16 protein-coding genes are annotated in these 17,600 nt (G+C 38.4%); 1 reads left to right on the top strand and 15 read right to left on the bottom strand.

The features are described from left to right. Window position 1 precedes the first annotated feature (1 nt). The 15 genes from holA to argC form a co-directional block, all read right to left on the bottom strand. Window positions 2-982: a DNA polymerase III subunit delta gene (gene holA / locus BIV20_RS09005; protein WP_075720233.1), complete on the bottom strand. Its 981-nt coding sequence runs from the start codon at window positions 980-982 to the stop codon at window positions 2-4. Window positions 983-1,247: 265 nt separating this feature from the next. After that, window positions 1,248-2,570, bottom strand: coding sequence for a transposase family protein (locus tag BIV20_RS09010; protein ID WP_075719895.1), 1,323 nt, complete (start codon window positions 2,568-2,570; stop codon window positions 1,248-1,250). Window positions 2,571-2,702: 132 nt separating this feature from the next. Next, a complete protein-coding gene (locus BIV20_RS09015; RefSeq protein WP_075720235.1) occupies window positions 2,703-3,761 on the bottom strand; it encodes an acyltransferase family protein in 1,059 nt (352 codons plus the stop codon). A gap of 8 nt (window positions 3,762-3,769) precedes the next feature. Next, window positions 3,770-4,333, bottom strand: coding sequence for a TetR/AcrR family transcriptional regulator (locus BIV20_RS09020; RefSeq protein ID WP_075720237.1), 564 nt, complete (start codon window positions 4,331-4,333; stop codon window positions 3,770-3,772). Window positions 4,334-4,402: 69 nt separating this feature from the next. Beyond that, window positions 4,403-6,754: a DNA internalization-related competence protein ComEC/Rec2 gene (locus tag BIV20_RS09025; protein WP_075720239.1), complete on the bottom strand. Its 2,352-nt coding sequence runs from the start codon at window positions 6,752-6,754 to the stop codon at window positions 4,403-4,405. After that, entirely contained in the window at window positions 6,747-7,721 is a 975-nt protein-coding gene (locus BIV20_RS09030; RefSeq protein WP_075720241.1) for a GerMN domain-containing protein, read from the bottom strand. Before BIV20_RS09030 ends, BIV20_RS09025 begins: the two co-directional genes overlap by 8 nt. Window positions 7,722-7,730: 9 nt before the next feature. Then, a complete protein-coding gene (locus BIV20_RS09035) occupies window positions 7,731-9,149 on the bottom strand; it encodes a sensor histidine kinase (protein ID WP_075720243.1) in 1,419 nt (472 codons plus the stop codon). 18 nt (window positions 9,150-9,167) lie between these two features. Further along, window positions 9,168-9,857: a response regulator transcription factor gene (locus BIV20_RS09040; protein WP_075720245.1), complete on the bottom strand. Its 690-nt coding sequence runs from the start codon at window positions 9,855-9,857 to the stop codon at window positions 9,168-9,170. Window positions 9,858-9,866: 9 nt separating this feature from the next. Further along, on the bottom strand, window positions 9,867-10,439 hold the full coding sequence (locus tag BIV20_RS09045; protein ID WP_075720247.1) for a helix-hairpin-helix domain-containing protein: 573 nt from the start codon (window positions 10,437-10,439) through the stop codon (window positions 9,867-9,869). 98 nt (window positions 10,440-10,537) lie between these two features. Continuing rightward, window positions 10,538-10,969 carry a DMT family transporter gene (locus BIV20_RS09050; RefSeq protein WP_075720249.1) on the bottom strand — a complete coding sequence of 144 codons (432 nt, stop codon included), beginning with the start codon at window positions 10,967-10,969 and terminating at the stop codon, window positions 10,538-10,540. A gap of 58 nt (window positions 10,970-11,027) precedes the next feature. After that, a complete protein-coding gene (locus BIV20_RS09055) occupies window positions 11,028-12,224 on the bottom strand; it encodes an aspartate aminotransferase family protein (protein WP_075720251.1) in 1,197 nt (398 codons plus the stop codon). Between the two features lie 12 nt (window positions 12,225-12,236). Continuing rightward, window positions 12,237-13,148, bottom strand: a complete 912-nt coding sequence (gene argB / locus BIV20_RS09060; protein ID WP_075720253.1) for an acetylglutamate kinase — start codon at window positions 13,146-13,148, stop codon at window positions 12,237-12,239. A gap of 29 nt (window positions 13,149-13,177) precedes the next feature. Continuing rightward, a complete protein-coding gene (gene argJ / locus BIV20_RS09065) occupies window positions 13,178-14,401 on the bottom strand; it encodes a bifunctional ornithine acetyltransferase/N-acetylglutamate synthase (protein WP_075720570.1) in 1,224 nt (407 codons plus the stop codon). Window positions 14,402-14,445: 44 nt separating this feature from the next. Next, window positions 14,446-14,907, bottom strand: a complete 462-nt coding sequence (locus BIV20_RS09070; RefSeq protein WP_075720255.1) for a GNAT family N-acetyltransferase — start codon at window positions 14,905-14,907, stop codon at window positions 14,446-14,448. A gap of 16 nt (window positions 14,908-14,923) precedes the next feature. Continuing rightward, window positions 14,924-15,991: an N-acetyl-gamma-glutamyl-phosphate reductase gene (gene argC / locus BIV20_RS09075; protein WP_075720257.1), complete on the bottom strand. Its 1,068-nt coding sequence runs from the start codon at window positions 15,989-15,991 to the stop codon at window positions 14,924-14,926. Window positions 15,992-16,337: 346 nt separating this feature from the next. On the opposite strand from argC, the gene BIV20_RS09080 reads away from it, so the two are divergent. Continuing rightward, on the top strand, window positions 16,338-17,561 hold the full coding sequence (locus BIV20_RS09080) for an argininosuccinate synthase (RefSeq protein WP_075720259.1): 1,224 nt from the start codon (window positions 16,338-16,340) through the stop codon (window positions 17,559-17,561). Window positions 17,562-17,600 lie beyond the last annotated feature (39 nt).

Consider the following 17,600-nt stretch of genomic DNA (forward strand, 5'->3'; position numbering starts at 1 on the left):
CCTATTTTGCACTATATTTTACAATTAATAATTCTACTGACATTCTGTCATTCATATTCCCAGTCTTCACATCCTCTTCCGCCTGTACACAATCTGCCACGGCTTGCCTCAACTGCTCCTTAGAGAAACTTCTTGCCTGTGCCTGATTTCTTCGTACTGTGAATTCCGGTATTCCCGCCTTGGATGCGATAAACTTATTGTCATACCCATGACCGCTTAATTCCTTTACTTGAAGCAATATCTGAAACTGTCTGGCAATAAGAAACAAAATCCTCATAGGAGGCTCTTTTAATGCCAGTAAGTCGTAGTATAATTCCAGTGCCTGTTTCTGTTTCTTTTCCGCTATGGCATTTACCATATCAAATATCTTTCCCGTCGTTTGAGTAACACAAACTGCCTCCACGTCTTCTGCAGTAATAACTTCCCGCTCCATAGCGTAACAAAAGAGTTTTTCTAACTCTTTATCAATATTTTCCATATCATTTCCGGTCTTTGTCAAAAACAATTGCAATACCGACTGGGTAATCTTTTTATTTTCCCGTTTCAGTCGAGCTAATATCCACTGCGTCAATATAGCATCTGTCTGCCGTGGAAATTCCACAATTCTTCCTGCATCCTTTACTGCCTTGTACATCTTATTTCTCTTGTCTACCTCTTCCTCCACAAAAACAAAACAGGTAGTCTCTGCGATTTCCTTCATATAGGCAGCAAGTTCGTCACTGGCACTCTTAAAAGCTCCACTGTTTTCTAACATAATCAATCTGCGGTCAGCAAAAAACGGCATTGTCTCTGCCAAATCGATAATCTCTCCCGGATTGATATCCTTTCCTTCAAAAAAGGCTGCATTCATAGTATCATCCGGCTTAGACAATGCCTGCTTTAATTTATTCTTATATTGCTTTTTCAGATAGGTTTCTTCCCCATATAACAAATACACCTTCTGAAATGTTCCATTTTTGATATCTTCATCTATACTTTTCATGAAAGTTCCTCCATGTCTTGTAACCAATCTTTAGTATAATATTATTCTGCCTCTACTGTCAATTTTAAACATTTCAGAACCAGCATTGAAAGGTAAATTTGTTTTATAGCCTACCATTTCCGTAAAATGCTTATCTTCGACATTTCGTGTGAAAATGTCTTAAGTTATCCACATTGCATACTTACACAAATTCCTGTCAAAAAAAATTGTGAATAAATTTTGCATTTTCCTCTTGGCAGGCATCACCTTCTTTGCTACAATTAATTCAGTTTTGAACTGAGTTATTCAGTTGAACTGGTATATCTTCTGTTTCTGTTAGTTGCCGTCCAAAGCTGGCTAACAATTCAGGAGATATATTTTTTTGCAGCTTTTTTATTCCATTTTTTTCAAGATAGAAATACTCATATAGCTGCTTCACAAAATCCGCTATCTGTTCCATCAGATAGTGATTCTTCTGTGCCCGCTCATTCCAACTACATGCGTGCTCTATATCTCCCTGCCAATGCTTCTGGCGGTTAAATCCCTGATTTTCTATTTTCCATCTGTTACGTCCGGCACGTACGATTTTTTTTGCATTACTTTTCGTAATCTCGATGCTTGTAATCCAGGCAAACTCTCTTTCTTTCTCTTCACCTTTTACAATCCACCTTTCCCGATAATAGATTAGATTCACGTCAAAGTCATTGAACATGATTTTATTCTGATACTCTATATCAGTTCCAATTGTTTCTTTTTCCGGAAGTGCACGGTATTCTTTAGCTATTGATGAAGCGCAGCCTTCTTTATATCGGATAATGTAATCCCAATGATAATCTTTACATATCTGTAAAACTGTTTTTGTAACATACAGTCCATCTGCCGTAATGATAATTGGCAGCCTCGGGAATTTCTGTTTGATTTTGGCAGCAAGTCTTACAAAAGCTTTACTTTCGCAATCCTGTTTTACTGCTTCATCACTTTGATTTATATATTTCTCCGAATTTTCTATTGTTTCTGATGCAATACTGCATACAAGATTTTCTCCAAAGTATATTTTTGCCTCAAGTATGCTTCTGTGATACTTAATGTACTCTTTATCTGAGCCTCTGTTGTAACACCGGCTCAGATAATGCTCATTCTTCTTTTGGTATCCTTCGTCCAATTCGGTTGCATCTACAATAATCTGCCATTTCTTTAACACCTTGGCATTATCAAAGGTCTTTCGACGAATCATGGAATATACGATATTCTGCTGAACATTCTCTAACTCCCTTGGATCTAATCTTTCCAGAAATTCATTTTCTGTCACACCATGGGGCATATAATCTTTTACTTCTTCTCCCATGAATCTGTATAAATTTCTGCAGATTTTCTCATCATTAAAGGTTCTTGTCATTTCCTGCATGCTCGAAATCCCTGCAATACTTTTATAGTACATAGTTCCAAGCATGACTCTTGAAGAATAATCAATGTAACTCTGATTACGGGGATCTTTTACTCTGCCGAACATCGAAAATAGTTCCGGACAAAATCTGTTCTGAATCTTATTACATTCAGCAATGGGATTGTTTTCAAGTTTCTTTCTGATTCTTTCCTGCTCTCGGCTCATTTTGCACCTCTGCGATAAAGTTTTTCTTCTATTTTACCTTATTACAGAGAAAACCACAGTAATTTCATATGATTTAGTGCGAATTATTTTTACCTTTCAATGCTGTTTCAGAACCTATATTTAAAAATTATACTATCCTTTGATTGCGAATAAAAATCTCGTCACTTTAAATCTTCTGCATATCTGATACAAAAGATAAGTAACAATAAATGATAAAACAACAATCAAAAAATATTGCATATAAACAGATGCCACTCTTGGTATCAACCAATATCCCATCAAAACTACCACTGTCTGATGAAAAAGATAAATGGAAAACTCCGCCTTTACAAAATGCCTTGTAAACTTCCAGTCATGGTTAAGAAATCGTTTTCCCACTCCCAGCATAGCCAGAATTCCTATCCAGGTTAAACACCGATATAATAGTTCATCCACCCACTCCGGTGAACCTCCAATTGCATGATTGGCGCAACGCACAATAATCAAGACAAGCCATGCAATTCCCAATGGTGTACTCCGTTTTTCCAGTCGTTCCAACACTTCCTCGTTGCTTAAGAAAAAATATCCAATCAGAAAACATGCTCCAAACTGTGCAAAACTCTTACCGCCAACATTTAATATATCATCCGATAACACAACCGGAAGACCGAGCAACAATAAAATTGGCATCGTTAAGCGACTCCCATCAATTTTCTTCTCTCTCTTTTTATACCAGATTAAAATTGGCAGTGTAACCATCGATATGATGAATAGATACAGTATAAACCAGGCATGTCCCGGTGTAAAATGACCATCATACCCACCAAAATCCGTAACCGTCAAATAGATTTTAAGATGTTCAAAATAATTTCCCTGGTATCCATTATGAAAACGATCTGCTATGTAAGTTTGCATCGGTACCACAAACACAAGGCAGGAAATGAGTGGTATGAATAGTTTGAAAACCCGTTCTTTGACATATTGCCTGCCTGTTCGATAAGAAAACGCATACATCGTTGACATTCCTGCTAATACGAAAAGTCCGGTCATCCACCATGCATAAACTCCGATATTCACAAATGTCAGGCTTTCCGTCGGGGTTCCATTCACATAAAACACCTCGCCAAATGTATTGTACATCATCGTTGTATGAAATGGTATCAGTAAAAAAATACATAAAATTCTCAAGTTATCAATATAATGTTTCCTCATAATTCCTCCTACGACAGTTCATCAATAAGTTGTCTCACGTACATCTCCATAAAAGAATCCACATCACCAACCAATGGCATCGCTACTTCATTCCAATATGCCGGCAAGCACAAAGCGGAAAGTAACGCAATCTCTTTTGCCAGAATGGCGGATTCATCCTCTAATTTATGACAGAATGTAATTACAATTTTATGAAATGCTTCAAACTGAACCTTCAGACGATTTCCTGTATCGACATCAATTTCGTAGTTCTGATACATAATCTGTTCGGAGCGTATGATGCCTGTTGAGTTCATCTGCTTTTTCATAAATCGCAGGCAGAATTGATAACTGTCTTCTTTCGTAATTTCCTGTTTCGCTAATAATTCGTTACAAAGCTCAATTAAATCTGCCCAATGCAATTCCATAAGGTATGAAAATAATTGCACCTTTCCACCAAAGTAATAACTGATGGTAGCTACATTTACATCTGCTTTCGCTGCAATCTCACGAATGGAAATCGAATTCATATCTTTGTGTTTTAATAATTCAAATGTTGCTTTTATAATTGCCTCTTTTGTCTTTTCCTCCATAATTGTTCTATTCCCTCTTTTCACATATGTGTTTTAAACGCTTGTTTTAAACGTCTGTTTAAAACATTATCACATATTATCAACTTTTTCAAGTAACAAGTAGAAAAATAGCAATTCCTTTTCAATACCCCCTTTTTCCTCTTCTAACCTCACAGTAATCTGTCCGTTCTCCATCGTACATAGGACCCTGCTTCCCACTTCCTCCAGCCGTTCCAAAGTCTCCTTATGCGGATGTCCGTAAGAATTATTTTCTCCACAAGAAACCACTGCAAGTTCCGGTGAAATAGTTTCTAAAAATTCCAGACTGTTAGATTCCTTAGAACCATGGTGCGCTACTTTATAAAAATCAATTGGCTTTTTCATCCATTTTTGAAATTCCTTGTTATTTACCAATTCCAATTCCTGGTCTTCTCCTATATCACCAGAAAACAGTCCCGTCATTCCTTCCAGTTCTGCTAGTAATACCATTGAACATTCATTTCGGTCTATCCCTTCTTTCCATGGATACAAAACAGTAAAGTGCATTTCATCCAGTGTAATACTCTCAGCTGCCTTTAAATAGTAAATCTTACTGCCGTTTTTTTCTGCCAGTTCCACTAAATTACTCCATGCCTCATCTTTTACGATTCCCTCCGCAAGCACAATATTTCTTACCGGATATCCTTCCTCCAGTATTTCTTTTAATCCACTAATGTGATCCTCGTCTGTATGAGACACAAACCACAATGAAATTTCTTTCATTCCACGACATTTTAAAAAAGGTAAAATCCGATAAGTACCTACCTTTCCCACATCTGTACTTCCTCCATCAATAAATACTCCATTTCCCTGTTCTGACTGCAAGAAGATACCATCTCCCTGTCCCACATCCAGAAAATCCACTTCTGTTCCCTTCGTGCCATTCCCACAGCACAATATCGCCATTAAAACAATACTTCCCAGAAAACATCTTCTCTTTTCAGTACTACGAATAATATTTAATATGATGAGCAACAAAATGTAATACAGTATGATTTTTTCCATAGATGGCTTCCCTGTAATAATACTGTTTCCGGGTAATCCGGAAAAAAACGCACAAATCCATTGACCCCCTACTAATATCCATTCCGGCACCTTTAGTACAACTGCTGCCATTCCGCCATGAAATAAACCGATGACGCCTCCAGCCGCTCCGAAAAATAATAAGATTCCCATAAAAGGAAGTACACAGGCATTCACCAGAATACTATACCCTGACACTTCATAATAAAAAAATAATAAAACCGGGAGTGTTGCCATCTGAATACATAGACTGCTTTCTATTGTTTCCAGAAGTCTTCCTGCTCTTTTCTTCCAAACGTTCTTCACAACTCCCGTAATCACTACAGCTCCTAACACAGCCGTATAAGAAAGTAAAAATCCTGCATACCACAGGACAAACGGATTCTCCCATAATTGCAGCATACCACTAACACTTAATGCTGTCACTGTATCATAGGTATATCCCAGACTCCCTGCCAACATCATCATAAAAAACATAATAACTGCACGTGTGGTTGATAATTCCATTCCCGTCAACACACCGAAGCTATAGACCACTCCTGCTGTCAATGCAGATGCCACCGGAATCGGACAATAGATACGCCGCAATAGTCGATATAAGCCCATGCCAAAAATTGAGATATGAAGCCCTGAAACCGCTAACACATGAGAGATTCCTGCTTTCTGGTACAAAGCTTTTACTTCCTTATCTGCTAGATTCTTACTACCTAGTGTCATATTCGCCATAATTCCAGCCGCCTGCTCTGACATATATTTCAAAAAGACTTGTTCCATGTCCTGCCGCAGTTCCAGTAGCCACACTTTGTACTTCTCTATATCATTCTCCAGAAGTTTTTCCTGATAGGCTGTCATGCGCAATCCGATGTTTTTACTATAATAATATTGTTCTTCATTGAAATTTCCCTCGTTCCGAGGAAGTTGAAATGCTTCATATCTTCCAACTACCTGAATGTAGTTTCCTATCTGATATGAATCTGTTGAACTGTATACTTGAATCTTTTCCGAAGGTTCATATTTTCCTTCTACCAAAATCCAAGCATCTTTCAGATAATAAATGAATTGATCCTGTTTCTGTTCCTTCCAGTATATTCTACCCTGAACCTGTATATTTCCCTGTTGCTCTGCATACTGCCGCGTTCTTTGAAACTTCTCCTGCTGTTCCTCATAATGAAACATCCCTATAAAAAAGAGCACCATGCATAGTAACATATGAAATACTGTTATCGGAACCGTCTGCCTTCCCTGCTGTTTCCACAAATAAAAAACTCGAAACAACAAAAAACCGGTCAGCCCCAGACAAATGCAGATACTACGCTCTCTGCCATACAAAAGCCCGGCAGCAAAAGAAACTGCCAGGCAGCATACCATTCTGTTAGTCACCCGTATCCTCCTTATTTTCTTCCTTCTGCTCCGCCTCTGTTTTTGCGTTACTATCCAAATAATCTAAATTTCGGTCATACATGACACTTAAATCATATTTATCACGATATACCATGTCACTATCTCCATTCACCGAAATCTGCACCTTATTGATACTTGGAAGTTCCACCAGTGAATCCACAATAGAATAAATTACAATTGATTCTGCCACTTCATAATTCTGATTTAAGAATCCTTCATCCAGATTAACAAAACATACACCATCCAATACAGAAACACTTACCAGCTTTGTTCCCTGTGGAACAGCCGAGCGAAGTCCTTTCCCCTCTGGTCCTTTTAGCAATTGTTCCACAATCAATTTTTCCATAGAAACATTGCTACTATAGTGTACTTCCTGTACTTCCGGTACCAGTTTCGTTCCATCTTTATTCGAAAAGTACAACGTAATCTCTGAACTTAAAATAGCATTAATCTGCTCTCCCGGATTCTCCACAAAGCTCTCTGACGTCATAAGCCCTACCGGAGTACCATTTAAATCCGTCAATGGTGAATCTCCTACATAAAAGGAAATACAATCCACGCCATCTATTTGCGTCAAAGTCCTTACTATAGCTGCCCGACACAATATTTCTGTAATATTATCCATTTCACTATAATCGTTGTTAAAATACAGATAAAGCTGTGCATTTTCCAGTTTCCAATTACTGATACGCACTTTATCCGGCGTTACCTTCTGATAGTCCGGACTATCCGTATCCTTAGAAAGGACCTTTAACATCTCTTTTATCATACCCTCTGTATCAGACGCTTCCGGTTCATACCCTATTGCAACTGTTTTCGTCTTATCTTTATTTAAATAGTAAATATAGTAATCCGATACTTCTTCCTTCTTCTTTCCGCACCCTGCCAATGTTCCAAGCAGGAGCAAAAAAATCAAAAACATCAGACCAATTGCTCTTTTCTTCATGCTATCCTCCTATGCAATATAAGTCAGTGGAATACGAACGGTAAAAATCGTTCCTTCCCCCTCCTTACTATGTGCCTTAATTGCTCCCCGGTGCATCAGCACTGCGTTTCTTGTAATAGCAAGCCCTAATCCGGTTCCTCCGATTTCTCTGGAATGAGACTTATCTACACGGTAAAAACGTTCATAAATATGCTCTAAAGCTTCCTCCGGTATTCCAATACCGGAATCCTCCACACGAATAAAGAAATACTTATGATCTGCATTCAACGATACATGTACCCATCCTTCCGGCTTGTTGTACTTAATCGCATTTTCCACCAGATTCGTCAACGCTAATGAAATCTTCACTTCATCAATTTCTGCACTTACCGGACGAAAGCTCTCCAATACCAGTTCAATATTCTGTTTTTCCGCAATGGGACGTAAACGTTTCATAATGGTTTCCAACAACTCATTTACATTTACCACAGAAATATTTAGGTTTCCGGCAGACTTGTCCATCTTAACCAATGACAATAGGTCATTAATAATCTTATTTTCTCTTTCAATTTCCTCTGCAATATCGCCCATGAATTCCTTATAAAGTTCTGCCGGTACATCCTCCTGATCCAGTAAAGAATCCGCCAATACTTTCATCGAAGTCAATGGTGTCTTTAATTCATGAGACACATTGGACACAAATTCCTGTCTGGATTCATCAATCACACGCATTCTTCCCAACATCTGATTAAATGCATCGGAAATTGCCTCTGTCTCTGCATAATCCGAAATCATAAGCTGTTCTTCCCCATATCCGGTCTGAATCTCTTCCAACGAATGAGTCATTCTTCCAAATGGCTTCAATAGATGATTTGCACAGAACAAAGCCGCTGCAAGAATAACAATTGCATTGGCAATCTCAATCACCAGCGCATTGTTCTTCAAATAATCATAATTAGAAAGAATGCTGTCCGTAGATACACTTACCAGCATAATTCCCTGTACTTCCTTCGTATTGGAATCCTTAAGAGGAATCGTCATTTCAATATAACGATACTCTGCATCATACTTAGAGATTTCCTCTCCACGAAAACTCTTTACTACTTCCTCTGAAATAATGGTTTTTCCCGTATCCAATCCATAGGTATCCTTTACCACTTGAAATCCACTATTAATAATCAGTACTCTTCCATCATAAATATTCGAAAGCAATTCCAACTGTGTATTGATTACCTCAGATGATGTATCTTGGATATAATTGTATGTAATAATCTGGTTACCAATCATTTTCGCCTGACTTAAAATATCAATGCTTCGATTAGATACCGCACGGCTTTCATACGTCTTTAATATTCCCGCACGCAAAATAATATTAGGTAGTATTCCTACTACTACAAGAATTAGAAACAGCCTGAACTTCAGGCTGTGTAAAAATTTCATTTTTTTCATTTAATTACCCCTTATCTACTACCCTTGATAATAGTATCCTACACCCCATTTAGTATGGACATATCGCGGTTCACTTGGGTTCTTTTCGATTTTTTCACGCAAACGTCTTACATGTACATCTACCGTTCTTACATCTCCCGGATATTCATATCCCCAGACCATATTTAACAAATTTTCTCTACTGTATACCTTGTTCGGGTTCAATACCAGAAGTTCCAATAAATCAAATTCCTTGGCTGTCAGATTGATTTCCTTTCCCAGAATAAACAATCGGCGGCTCTCGCAGTCCAGCTTCAAATCTCCGTTTTCAATCACTTTCTGCTCTTCTTCCTTCGGATGATTCTGTGATGTTCTTCGCATAATTGCTTTAATTCTTGCCTTTACTTCAAGAATGTTAAAAGGTTTCGTTATGTAATCATCTGCACCATATTCCAACCCTAGAATCTTATCCATATCATCTCCCTTTGCTGTCAGCATAACAATGGGAACCTGAGAAAACTCACGAATCTGCTGGCACACTTGAAAACCATCCATCTTCGGCAACATGATATCCAGTAAAATCATATCATACTTATTATCTGTAGCCATCTTCAATGCTTCTTCTCCATCATAAGCACAATCTACTTCCATTCCGTCTTGTTCCAGACTAAAACGAATTCCCTTTACAATCAATTTTTCATCATCTACTACAAGAACCTTCTTCGCCATTTCTTCACCTCAATTAACTTTAATGTTATCCTTTATCTTGGAAAACACACCCTCCTTGATTCCTTCTATCTTCATCAAATCTTCAACTTGGGTAAAATTACCGTTTTCCTCTCGCCAGGCAATAATACTCTTCGCCTTTGCCTGACCAATTCCCGGCAATGTCATTAGTTGTTCTTCTGTGGCAGTATTCAGATTCACTTTTCCATCCTCCTGCTGCTCTTTGGACACTTCTTCAGCTTCTATCTCACCCTGATACCTTATGTAAATCATGTCACCATCTGCAACCTTCTGTGCTTGATTTACCTGGCTGGCATCTGCTTCCTCCGTTACTCCGCCTGCTAGTTCAATTGCCTCAAAAATGCGGCTTCCCTCAGCCAACTCATACACCCCTGGAGAAGCCACTGCTCCAGATACCTGAACATAAATCTTCTCTCCGGATGCAACGGTCTTTGCTTCTTCCGCTTCCTGTGTCTCTTCCGATACCTCTGCCTGCTGTGTCTCTATCTTTGGCTCTTGTCTACAGCCTACCAAAACACTCATGCAGAAAGATAACATTATAATATATATTCTATTCCTTTTCATGCCTTTCCCACCTTTCTGTCATGGGAAAAGTCTTATTCACGAATCTTCTCTATTGTAACGAAATTTTTCATTTATTACAAGGGGATTTCAAAAATATTTTATTCCCATTTAAACAGGATAATTCCCCCTATACAAACCGCCATTCCCAAAAGTCTTCTCCATTCAAAAGGCTGTTTGTCCACTCCAAAAATTCCAAATACTTCTATAATATATGCTACAATCAACTGCGATACCACAATCAGCATTACAGCCTGTGCCGGCCCAAGAGCAGCCATACTCTTTACCACAGTATAAGTAATAAACGCTCCAATGACACCTCCAAAAAGCATGTACTTTGGCTCCATCTCCAATATTCCGGCAAAACTCTTACGATCTGTAAATAACCATGTCACCAGACAAACCACTAACGCTGAAAACTGCACCCAACTGTTACTTACCCATATACTTGTGCTTTTACTTACCTCTGTATTAAATACTCCTTGTACACTCATCAGTGCCCCAGATAAAAGAGCAATAAAAATTCCAATCATACCTGTACCCCGCTTTCTTTTTTAGTAGGATAACCCATGATTGGAATTTTTATACATCTTACTTGAATTCGCAAAATACTTTTTTCAATTTTTCTATCATCTCATCTACATGTTCTTTTTCAATGACAAGTGGTGGAACAAAACGAAGTACATTGCTTCCGGCCGTAATGACAATCAGACCATATTCTAAAGCCTTAGCACTAACCTCTCCCACCGGAATAGTAAGCTCCAATCCCTGCATCAGCCCCATACCTCTACGGGCAGTTACAAAGTTGTATTCTTCTACTAATTTATCCAGTTGTTCTTCCAGATAAACAGAGATTTCTTTTACATGTTCTACCAGATTCTTTTCTTCAAAAATATCAAATACCTTGCTGACCGCTGCCCCTACAAAAGGATTACCACCATAAGTAGTTCCATGATCTCCCGGCTTTAACGAACCATCTGCCACCTTCTGTGTCATAACAAAGGCTCCAACAGGAACTCCACAGCCCAATGCTTTCGCACAGGTCATAATATCCGGCTGAATACCATAATTTTGCCATGCAAACATTGCTCCCGTTCTTCCCATACCACACTGAATTTCATCCAGAATCAGTAAAATATCGTTTTCCTCACAGATTTTCTTCACTCCTGCCAAAAACTCTTTTTCTGCCGGATAAATACCGCCTTCTCCCTGTACGGTTTCCATAATAATTGCACAGGTCTTTTTATTAACCAAGGCTTTTACACTCTCTAAATTATTAAATTCAGCGAATTTTACAATTCCAGGTAATGGTTCAAAAGGTTCTCTATAATGAGCATTTCCTGTAACAGAAAGTGCTCCCAATGTTCTTCCATGGAAAGAATGCTCCATAGCAATAATTTCATGGTCCGTACATCCATCCTTTTCATAAGCATATTTCTTCGCTGATTTTAATGCTCCTTCGATGGCTTCTGCACCACTATTGGTAAAAAATGCACGTTCAAGTCCTGAAACCGCACAAAGCTTTTCTGCCGCTTCTGCAATAGGCTGATTATAATACAAATTAGAAGTATGTAATAACTTATCAATCTGATTTTTTAATGCATTATTATATTCTTCGTTTCCATATCCTAATGCCTGAACAGCTATTCCAGCTGCAAAGTCCAGATACTTTTTTCCTTCTATATCATAAAGATATACGCCTTCGCCATGGTCTAAAACCACCTTGTAACGATTATATGTATGTAAAATACGGCTTTCTGACCGTTCCATCAATATATTCGATTCCATTTTCACTTCTCCTTATTTTTCAATATTTGTGGAAAAAAAGCGCTCTTCTCCATCTCCTAAAATCGCAGTTCCAATTCCTCTGTTTGTAAAGATTTCCAATAACAGACAGTGTGGAATTCTTCCATCTAAAATATGTACTCTGGATACCCCATTATCAATGGCATCTATACAGTTATTCAGCTTCGGTAACATACCTCCGCCGATATTTCCTCCCTCAATTAACTTATGTGCCTCTGAAACAGTCAGTTCAGAAATCAATGTAGACTTATCTGCCGGATCTTTATAAACTCCTTCAATATCTGTTAAAAATGCCAGTTTTTCTGCATTAACCGCTCTTGCAATAGCACATGCCGCATCATCTGCATTGATATTATAAGTATCAAAATTATCGTCTAAACCTACCGGACAAATAATTGGTAAAAAGTCCTTTTCTAATAAGTCAAATAAAATCTTTGGATTTACTTCTTTTACTTCGCCTACATATCCGATGTCCTGTCCATTGGAATACTTTTTATCTACCTTTAAAAGACCACCATCTTTTCCACTAATACCAATTGCATTAACTCCAAGTTCTTCTACCATCTGTACCAGTGATTTATTCACCTTTCCAAGTACCATTTCAGCAATTTCCATGGTCGCCTCATCAGTCTTACGAAGACCATTGATGAACTCCGGCTCCATACCAACTTTTCCGACCCATTTGCTGATTTCTTTCCCACCACCATGTACAATAATCGGCTTGAAACCAACCAATTTCAATAAGGTTACGTCCTGAATCACGCTCTTTTTCAATTCCTCATCTACCATGGCACTTCCGCCGTATTTCACCACAATAATTTTTCGGTTAAAACGCTGTATGTATGGAAGTGCTTCAATGAGCACCTCTGCTTTTTGTAAGATTTCCTGCATATTTTTTTCTTCCATTTTTCTTATCCTCTTTTCCTATCTCTATCTTAAGAACGGTAATCTGCATTGATTTTTACATAATCATAGGTCAAATCACAGCCCCATGCAGTAGCCTGTGCATCTCCCATTTTCATATCTACAAGTACGGTTACTTCTTCATCAGACAATATTTTCGTAGCTTCTTCTTCGCTATAATCCGTTGCAACTCCATCCTTATAAATCTGAATCTTTCCGGATTTGCTCTGGAAAAACAATTCAATAGCTTCCGGGTCAAACTGTACTCCGGAATATCCTAAAGCACAAAGAATTCTTCCCCAATTAGCGTCATGTCCATAAATAGCTGCCTTAGTCAAAGAGGAACAAATCACAGACTTTGCAAGTACCTTAGCATTTTCCTTTGTATCTGCATTGATAACCTGGGTTTCAAATAGCGCCGTTGCACCTTCTCCATCCCCTGCCATCTTCTTTGCCAGTGTAGTATTTACATAATTCAATGCTTCTACAAACTTTTGATATGCCTCATTTTTTTCTGTTACCTTTGTATTTCCTGCCATTCCGTTTGCAAGCAGTAATACGGTATCGTTGGTAGATGTATCACCATCTACGGAAATCATATTATATGTATCTTTTATATCCTCACGCAATGCCTCTTGAAGCAGTTCTTTGGAAATTGCAAAATCGGTTGTTACAAAGCCTAACATAGTGCACATATTCGGATGTATCATTCCCGAACCTTTACACATACCGCCTACGGTTACGGTCTTTCCATCCACTTCGAAGGTTACTGCTACTTCCTTAGACTTTGTATCTGTTGTCATAATAGCACATGCTGCTTCATGACCACTCTCTTTTGTATCAGAAAGTTTTGGTACCATTGTCTTCACACCATTTTGTATTCTATCGATTGGAAGTTGCATTCCAATAACTCCGGTAGATGCTACCAATACCTGTTCTGCCGGTATATTTAATACTTCCTGAACAGCATCTGCTGTTTTCTTACAATAGGACATTCCTTCTTCTCCGGTACATGCGTTAGCAATTCCTGCATTTACTACGATTGCCTGAGCGCATTCCTGACTTTCTACTACTTGTCTATCCCATTTTACCGGAGCTGCTTTTACTACATTGGTGGTAAATGTGCCTGCTGATACTGCCGGTGTTTCACTTACAATCATTGCCATATCGGTACGGTCTTTATATTTAATTCCTGCTGCTGTGGCTGCTGCCTTGAATCCTTTTGCTGCGGTAACTCCGCCCGTGATTATTTCCATCCTTCCCATTTCCTTTCCTATGTATCATTCATTCCGACTCTTTTTTACTGGAACGTAGTAATATTTTCATCATTTAGGGTAAAATCATAGTAATTCAAATCTTCTCGAAAGGTCCATCCGACACTTTTCCAGAAAGCATTTCCCACTTCATTACTCTTAAATGCTATGAGACAGACCTTATTAATATGCTCTTTCTGTAATGCCCGCATAGCCTCTACTGCCATTTGTTTTCCAATCCCATGCTTGCGATATTCTTCCTGCACACACACATGATAGAAACAACCTCTTCTGCCGTCGTGCCCACACAAAATTGCACCTACGATTTTCCCATCTGCTTCTGCTACAATACTGGTGGTAGGATTTCTCTTGATAAAACGTTCTACTCCTTCTCTGGAATCATCCATACTTCGTATTCCAAAGCCTTTAATTGTTTTCCAAAGAGCATATACGCCTTCGTAATCCTCTAGTCTCATTTCCCGTATCACAATATCCATTTTATTTTCCATCTTCCTTCATCCTATATTAAGGGAACATTGGAACTAACTGTAAACCTTCGTTTTCAGGAAATCCAAATAGCAGATTCATGTTCTGAACTGCCTGTCCTGCCGCTCCTTTTACCAGATTATCAATAGCTCCCATCATAATAATTCGTCCGGTACGTTCATCTATTTTAAATCCAATATCTACAAAGTTACTTCCTTCTACCCATTTTGTCTCAGGACACTGGTCCTTGTCTAACACACGTACAAAATATTCATCCTTATAATATTTATCATAAACTGCCTTCACCTGCTCATAGGTTGGATATGTAACACTTCCATCCGGCTGCTGTACCTTTTTCAAGGAAGCATACTCTGTTGCCAAAATCCCTCTGTTCATCGGTACAAGGTGTGGTGTAAAGTTAATAACAACCTGTTCTCCTGCCGCATATCCAAGCTGTTCTTCAATCTCAGGAGTATGTCTGTGCGTTGCCACGCCATAAGCTTTCATATTCTCATTTACTTCACAGAAAAGATTTGGTACCTTGGCCCCTCTTCCGGCTCCTGAGGTTCCTGACTTAGCATCTACAATCAACGTATTCGGATCAATCAATCCTTCCTTTACTAATGGATATGCTGTAAGTATGGAACATGTAGTGTAACATCCCGGATTAGCCACCAGTCTTGCCTTTTTCACTTTTTCTCTATTCACTTCGCACAATCCATAGACAGCTTCTTCAATAAACTGCGGACTCTTATGTTCTATCTTATACCACTCTTCATAAGTCTTTACGTCCTTTAAACGATAGTCTGCACTTAAATCTATTACCTTGGTATGCTGCAAAATATCCTCTGTCAGCACTCCTGCTAAGAATCCCTGAGGTGTTGCAGTAAAAATAACATCTACCTGCTTTGCCAGTTCTTCTATATTATCATCCAGACAGGTATCTTCCACCAACTGAAACATATTGCGGTATACATTGGCATACTTTTCATCAATATAACTTCTAGAGCCATACCACTTAATCTCCACTTCCTTATGTCCCAGCAGAATACGCACCAACTCTCCGCCTGCGTATCCGGTTGCTCCGATTATTCCTGCTTTTATCATTTCAATACACCTTCCTATTTCTTCATAACGTTAGTTCTTTACCATAGTAATATATATTTTGTCATTCGTAAAGGACTTTTTTCTTTTGATATTGCATAATTATACATTCTTTTATTTATTTATGCAAGTATATCATGCATATTTTTTCACATTTCATTAAAACAATCTATTTTTCTTCCTTAATTATACCTATCAGCACTTTCCTCCACGTTCCCTTTCGTCGTTTTGTCTTTTTATATGCATTTTTATTATTTATTTATGTATATTTTTTCACTTGCCTTTTTTAGAATCCTATTGTATAGTTAGATATAAGATTTATGATAAATTTCAACGGAGGGATTTTAAGATGAAAGAAAAAGTAATTTTAGCGTATTCCGGCGGACTGGATACCACTGCCATTATTCCATGGTTAAAGGAAAATTATGACTATGAAGTTATCTGCTGCTGTATTGATTGTGGTCAGGAAGAGGAACTGGATGGCTTAGAAGAACGTGCCAAATTATCCGGTGCTTCTAAATTATACATAGAAGATATTATTGATGAATTTGCAGAAGATTACATCATTCCATGTGTTCAGGCTGGTGCCGTTTATGAAAACAAATACCTTTTAGGTACTTCCATGGCTCGTCCGGGAATTGCAAAAAAATTAGTAGAAATTGCAAGAAAAGAAGGTGCTACTGCTATCTGTCACGGTGCTACCGGTAAGGGAAATGACCAGATTCGTTTTGAACTTGGTATTAAAGCTCTGGCTCCTGACTTAAAGATTATTGCTCCATGGCGAGATGATAAATGGGGTATGCAGTCCCGTGAAGATGAAATTGAATATTGCAAAGCTCACGGAATCGATCTTCCATTTTCTGCGGACAACAGCTATAGCCGTGACCGTAACTTATGGCATATCAGCCATGAAGGTCTGGAACTTGAAAATCCGGCAAATGAGCCGAACTACGACCATTTATTAGTACTTGGCGTTTCTCCAGAAAAGGCTCCTGACGAACCGGAATATGTTACTATGACTTTCGAATCAGGTGTTCCTAAAACTCTGAACGGAAAATCCATGAAGGTTGCAGAAATCATTCGCGAATTAAACAAATTAGGCGGAAAACATGGTATTGGTATCGTTGATATTGTAGAAAACCGTGTAGTTGGTATGAAATCTCGTGGTGTTTATGAAACTCCTGGCGGAACCATTCTTATGGAGGCTCAGAAACAGTTAGAGGAACTTGTATTAGACCGTGACACCATGAATACCAAAAAAGATATGGGCAACAAAATGGCTCAGATTGTATACGAAGGAAAATGGTTCACACCGCTTCGTGAAGCAGTACAGGCATTCGTAACCTCTACTCAGAAATATGTAACCGGTGAAGTAAAATTCAAGCTGTACAAAGGAAACATCATCAAAGCAGGAACTACTTCTCCATATTCTCTGTATAGCGAATCTCTGGCAAGCTTTACCACCGGTGATTTATATGACCACCATGATGCAGAAGGCTTCATCACTCTGTTTGGTCTTCCATTAAAAGTGAGAGCTATGAAGATGGCAGAGGCAGAAAAAAACAATAAATAGTTAATTTTACATTTAAAAAGCAGTACACTATGAATTCTT

The organism is Roseburia sp. 499 (genome assembly GCF_001940225.2).
In the GTDB taxonomy this organism is placed as follows: domain Bacteria; phylum Bacillota; class Clostridia; order Lachnospirales; family Lachnospiraceae; genus Petralouisia.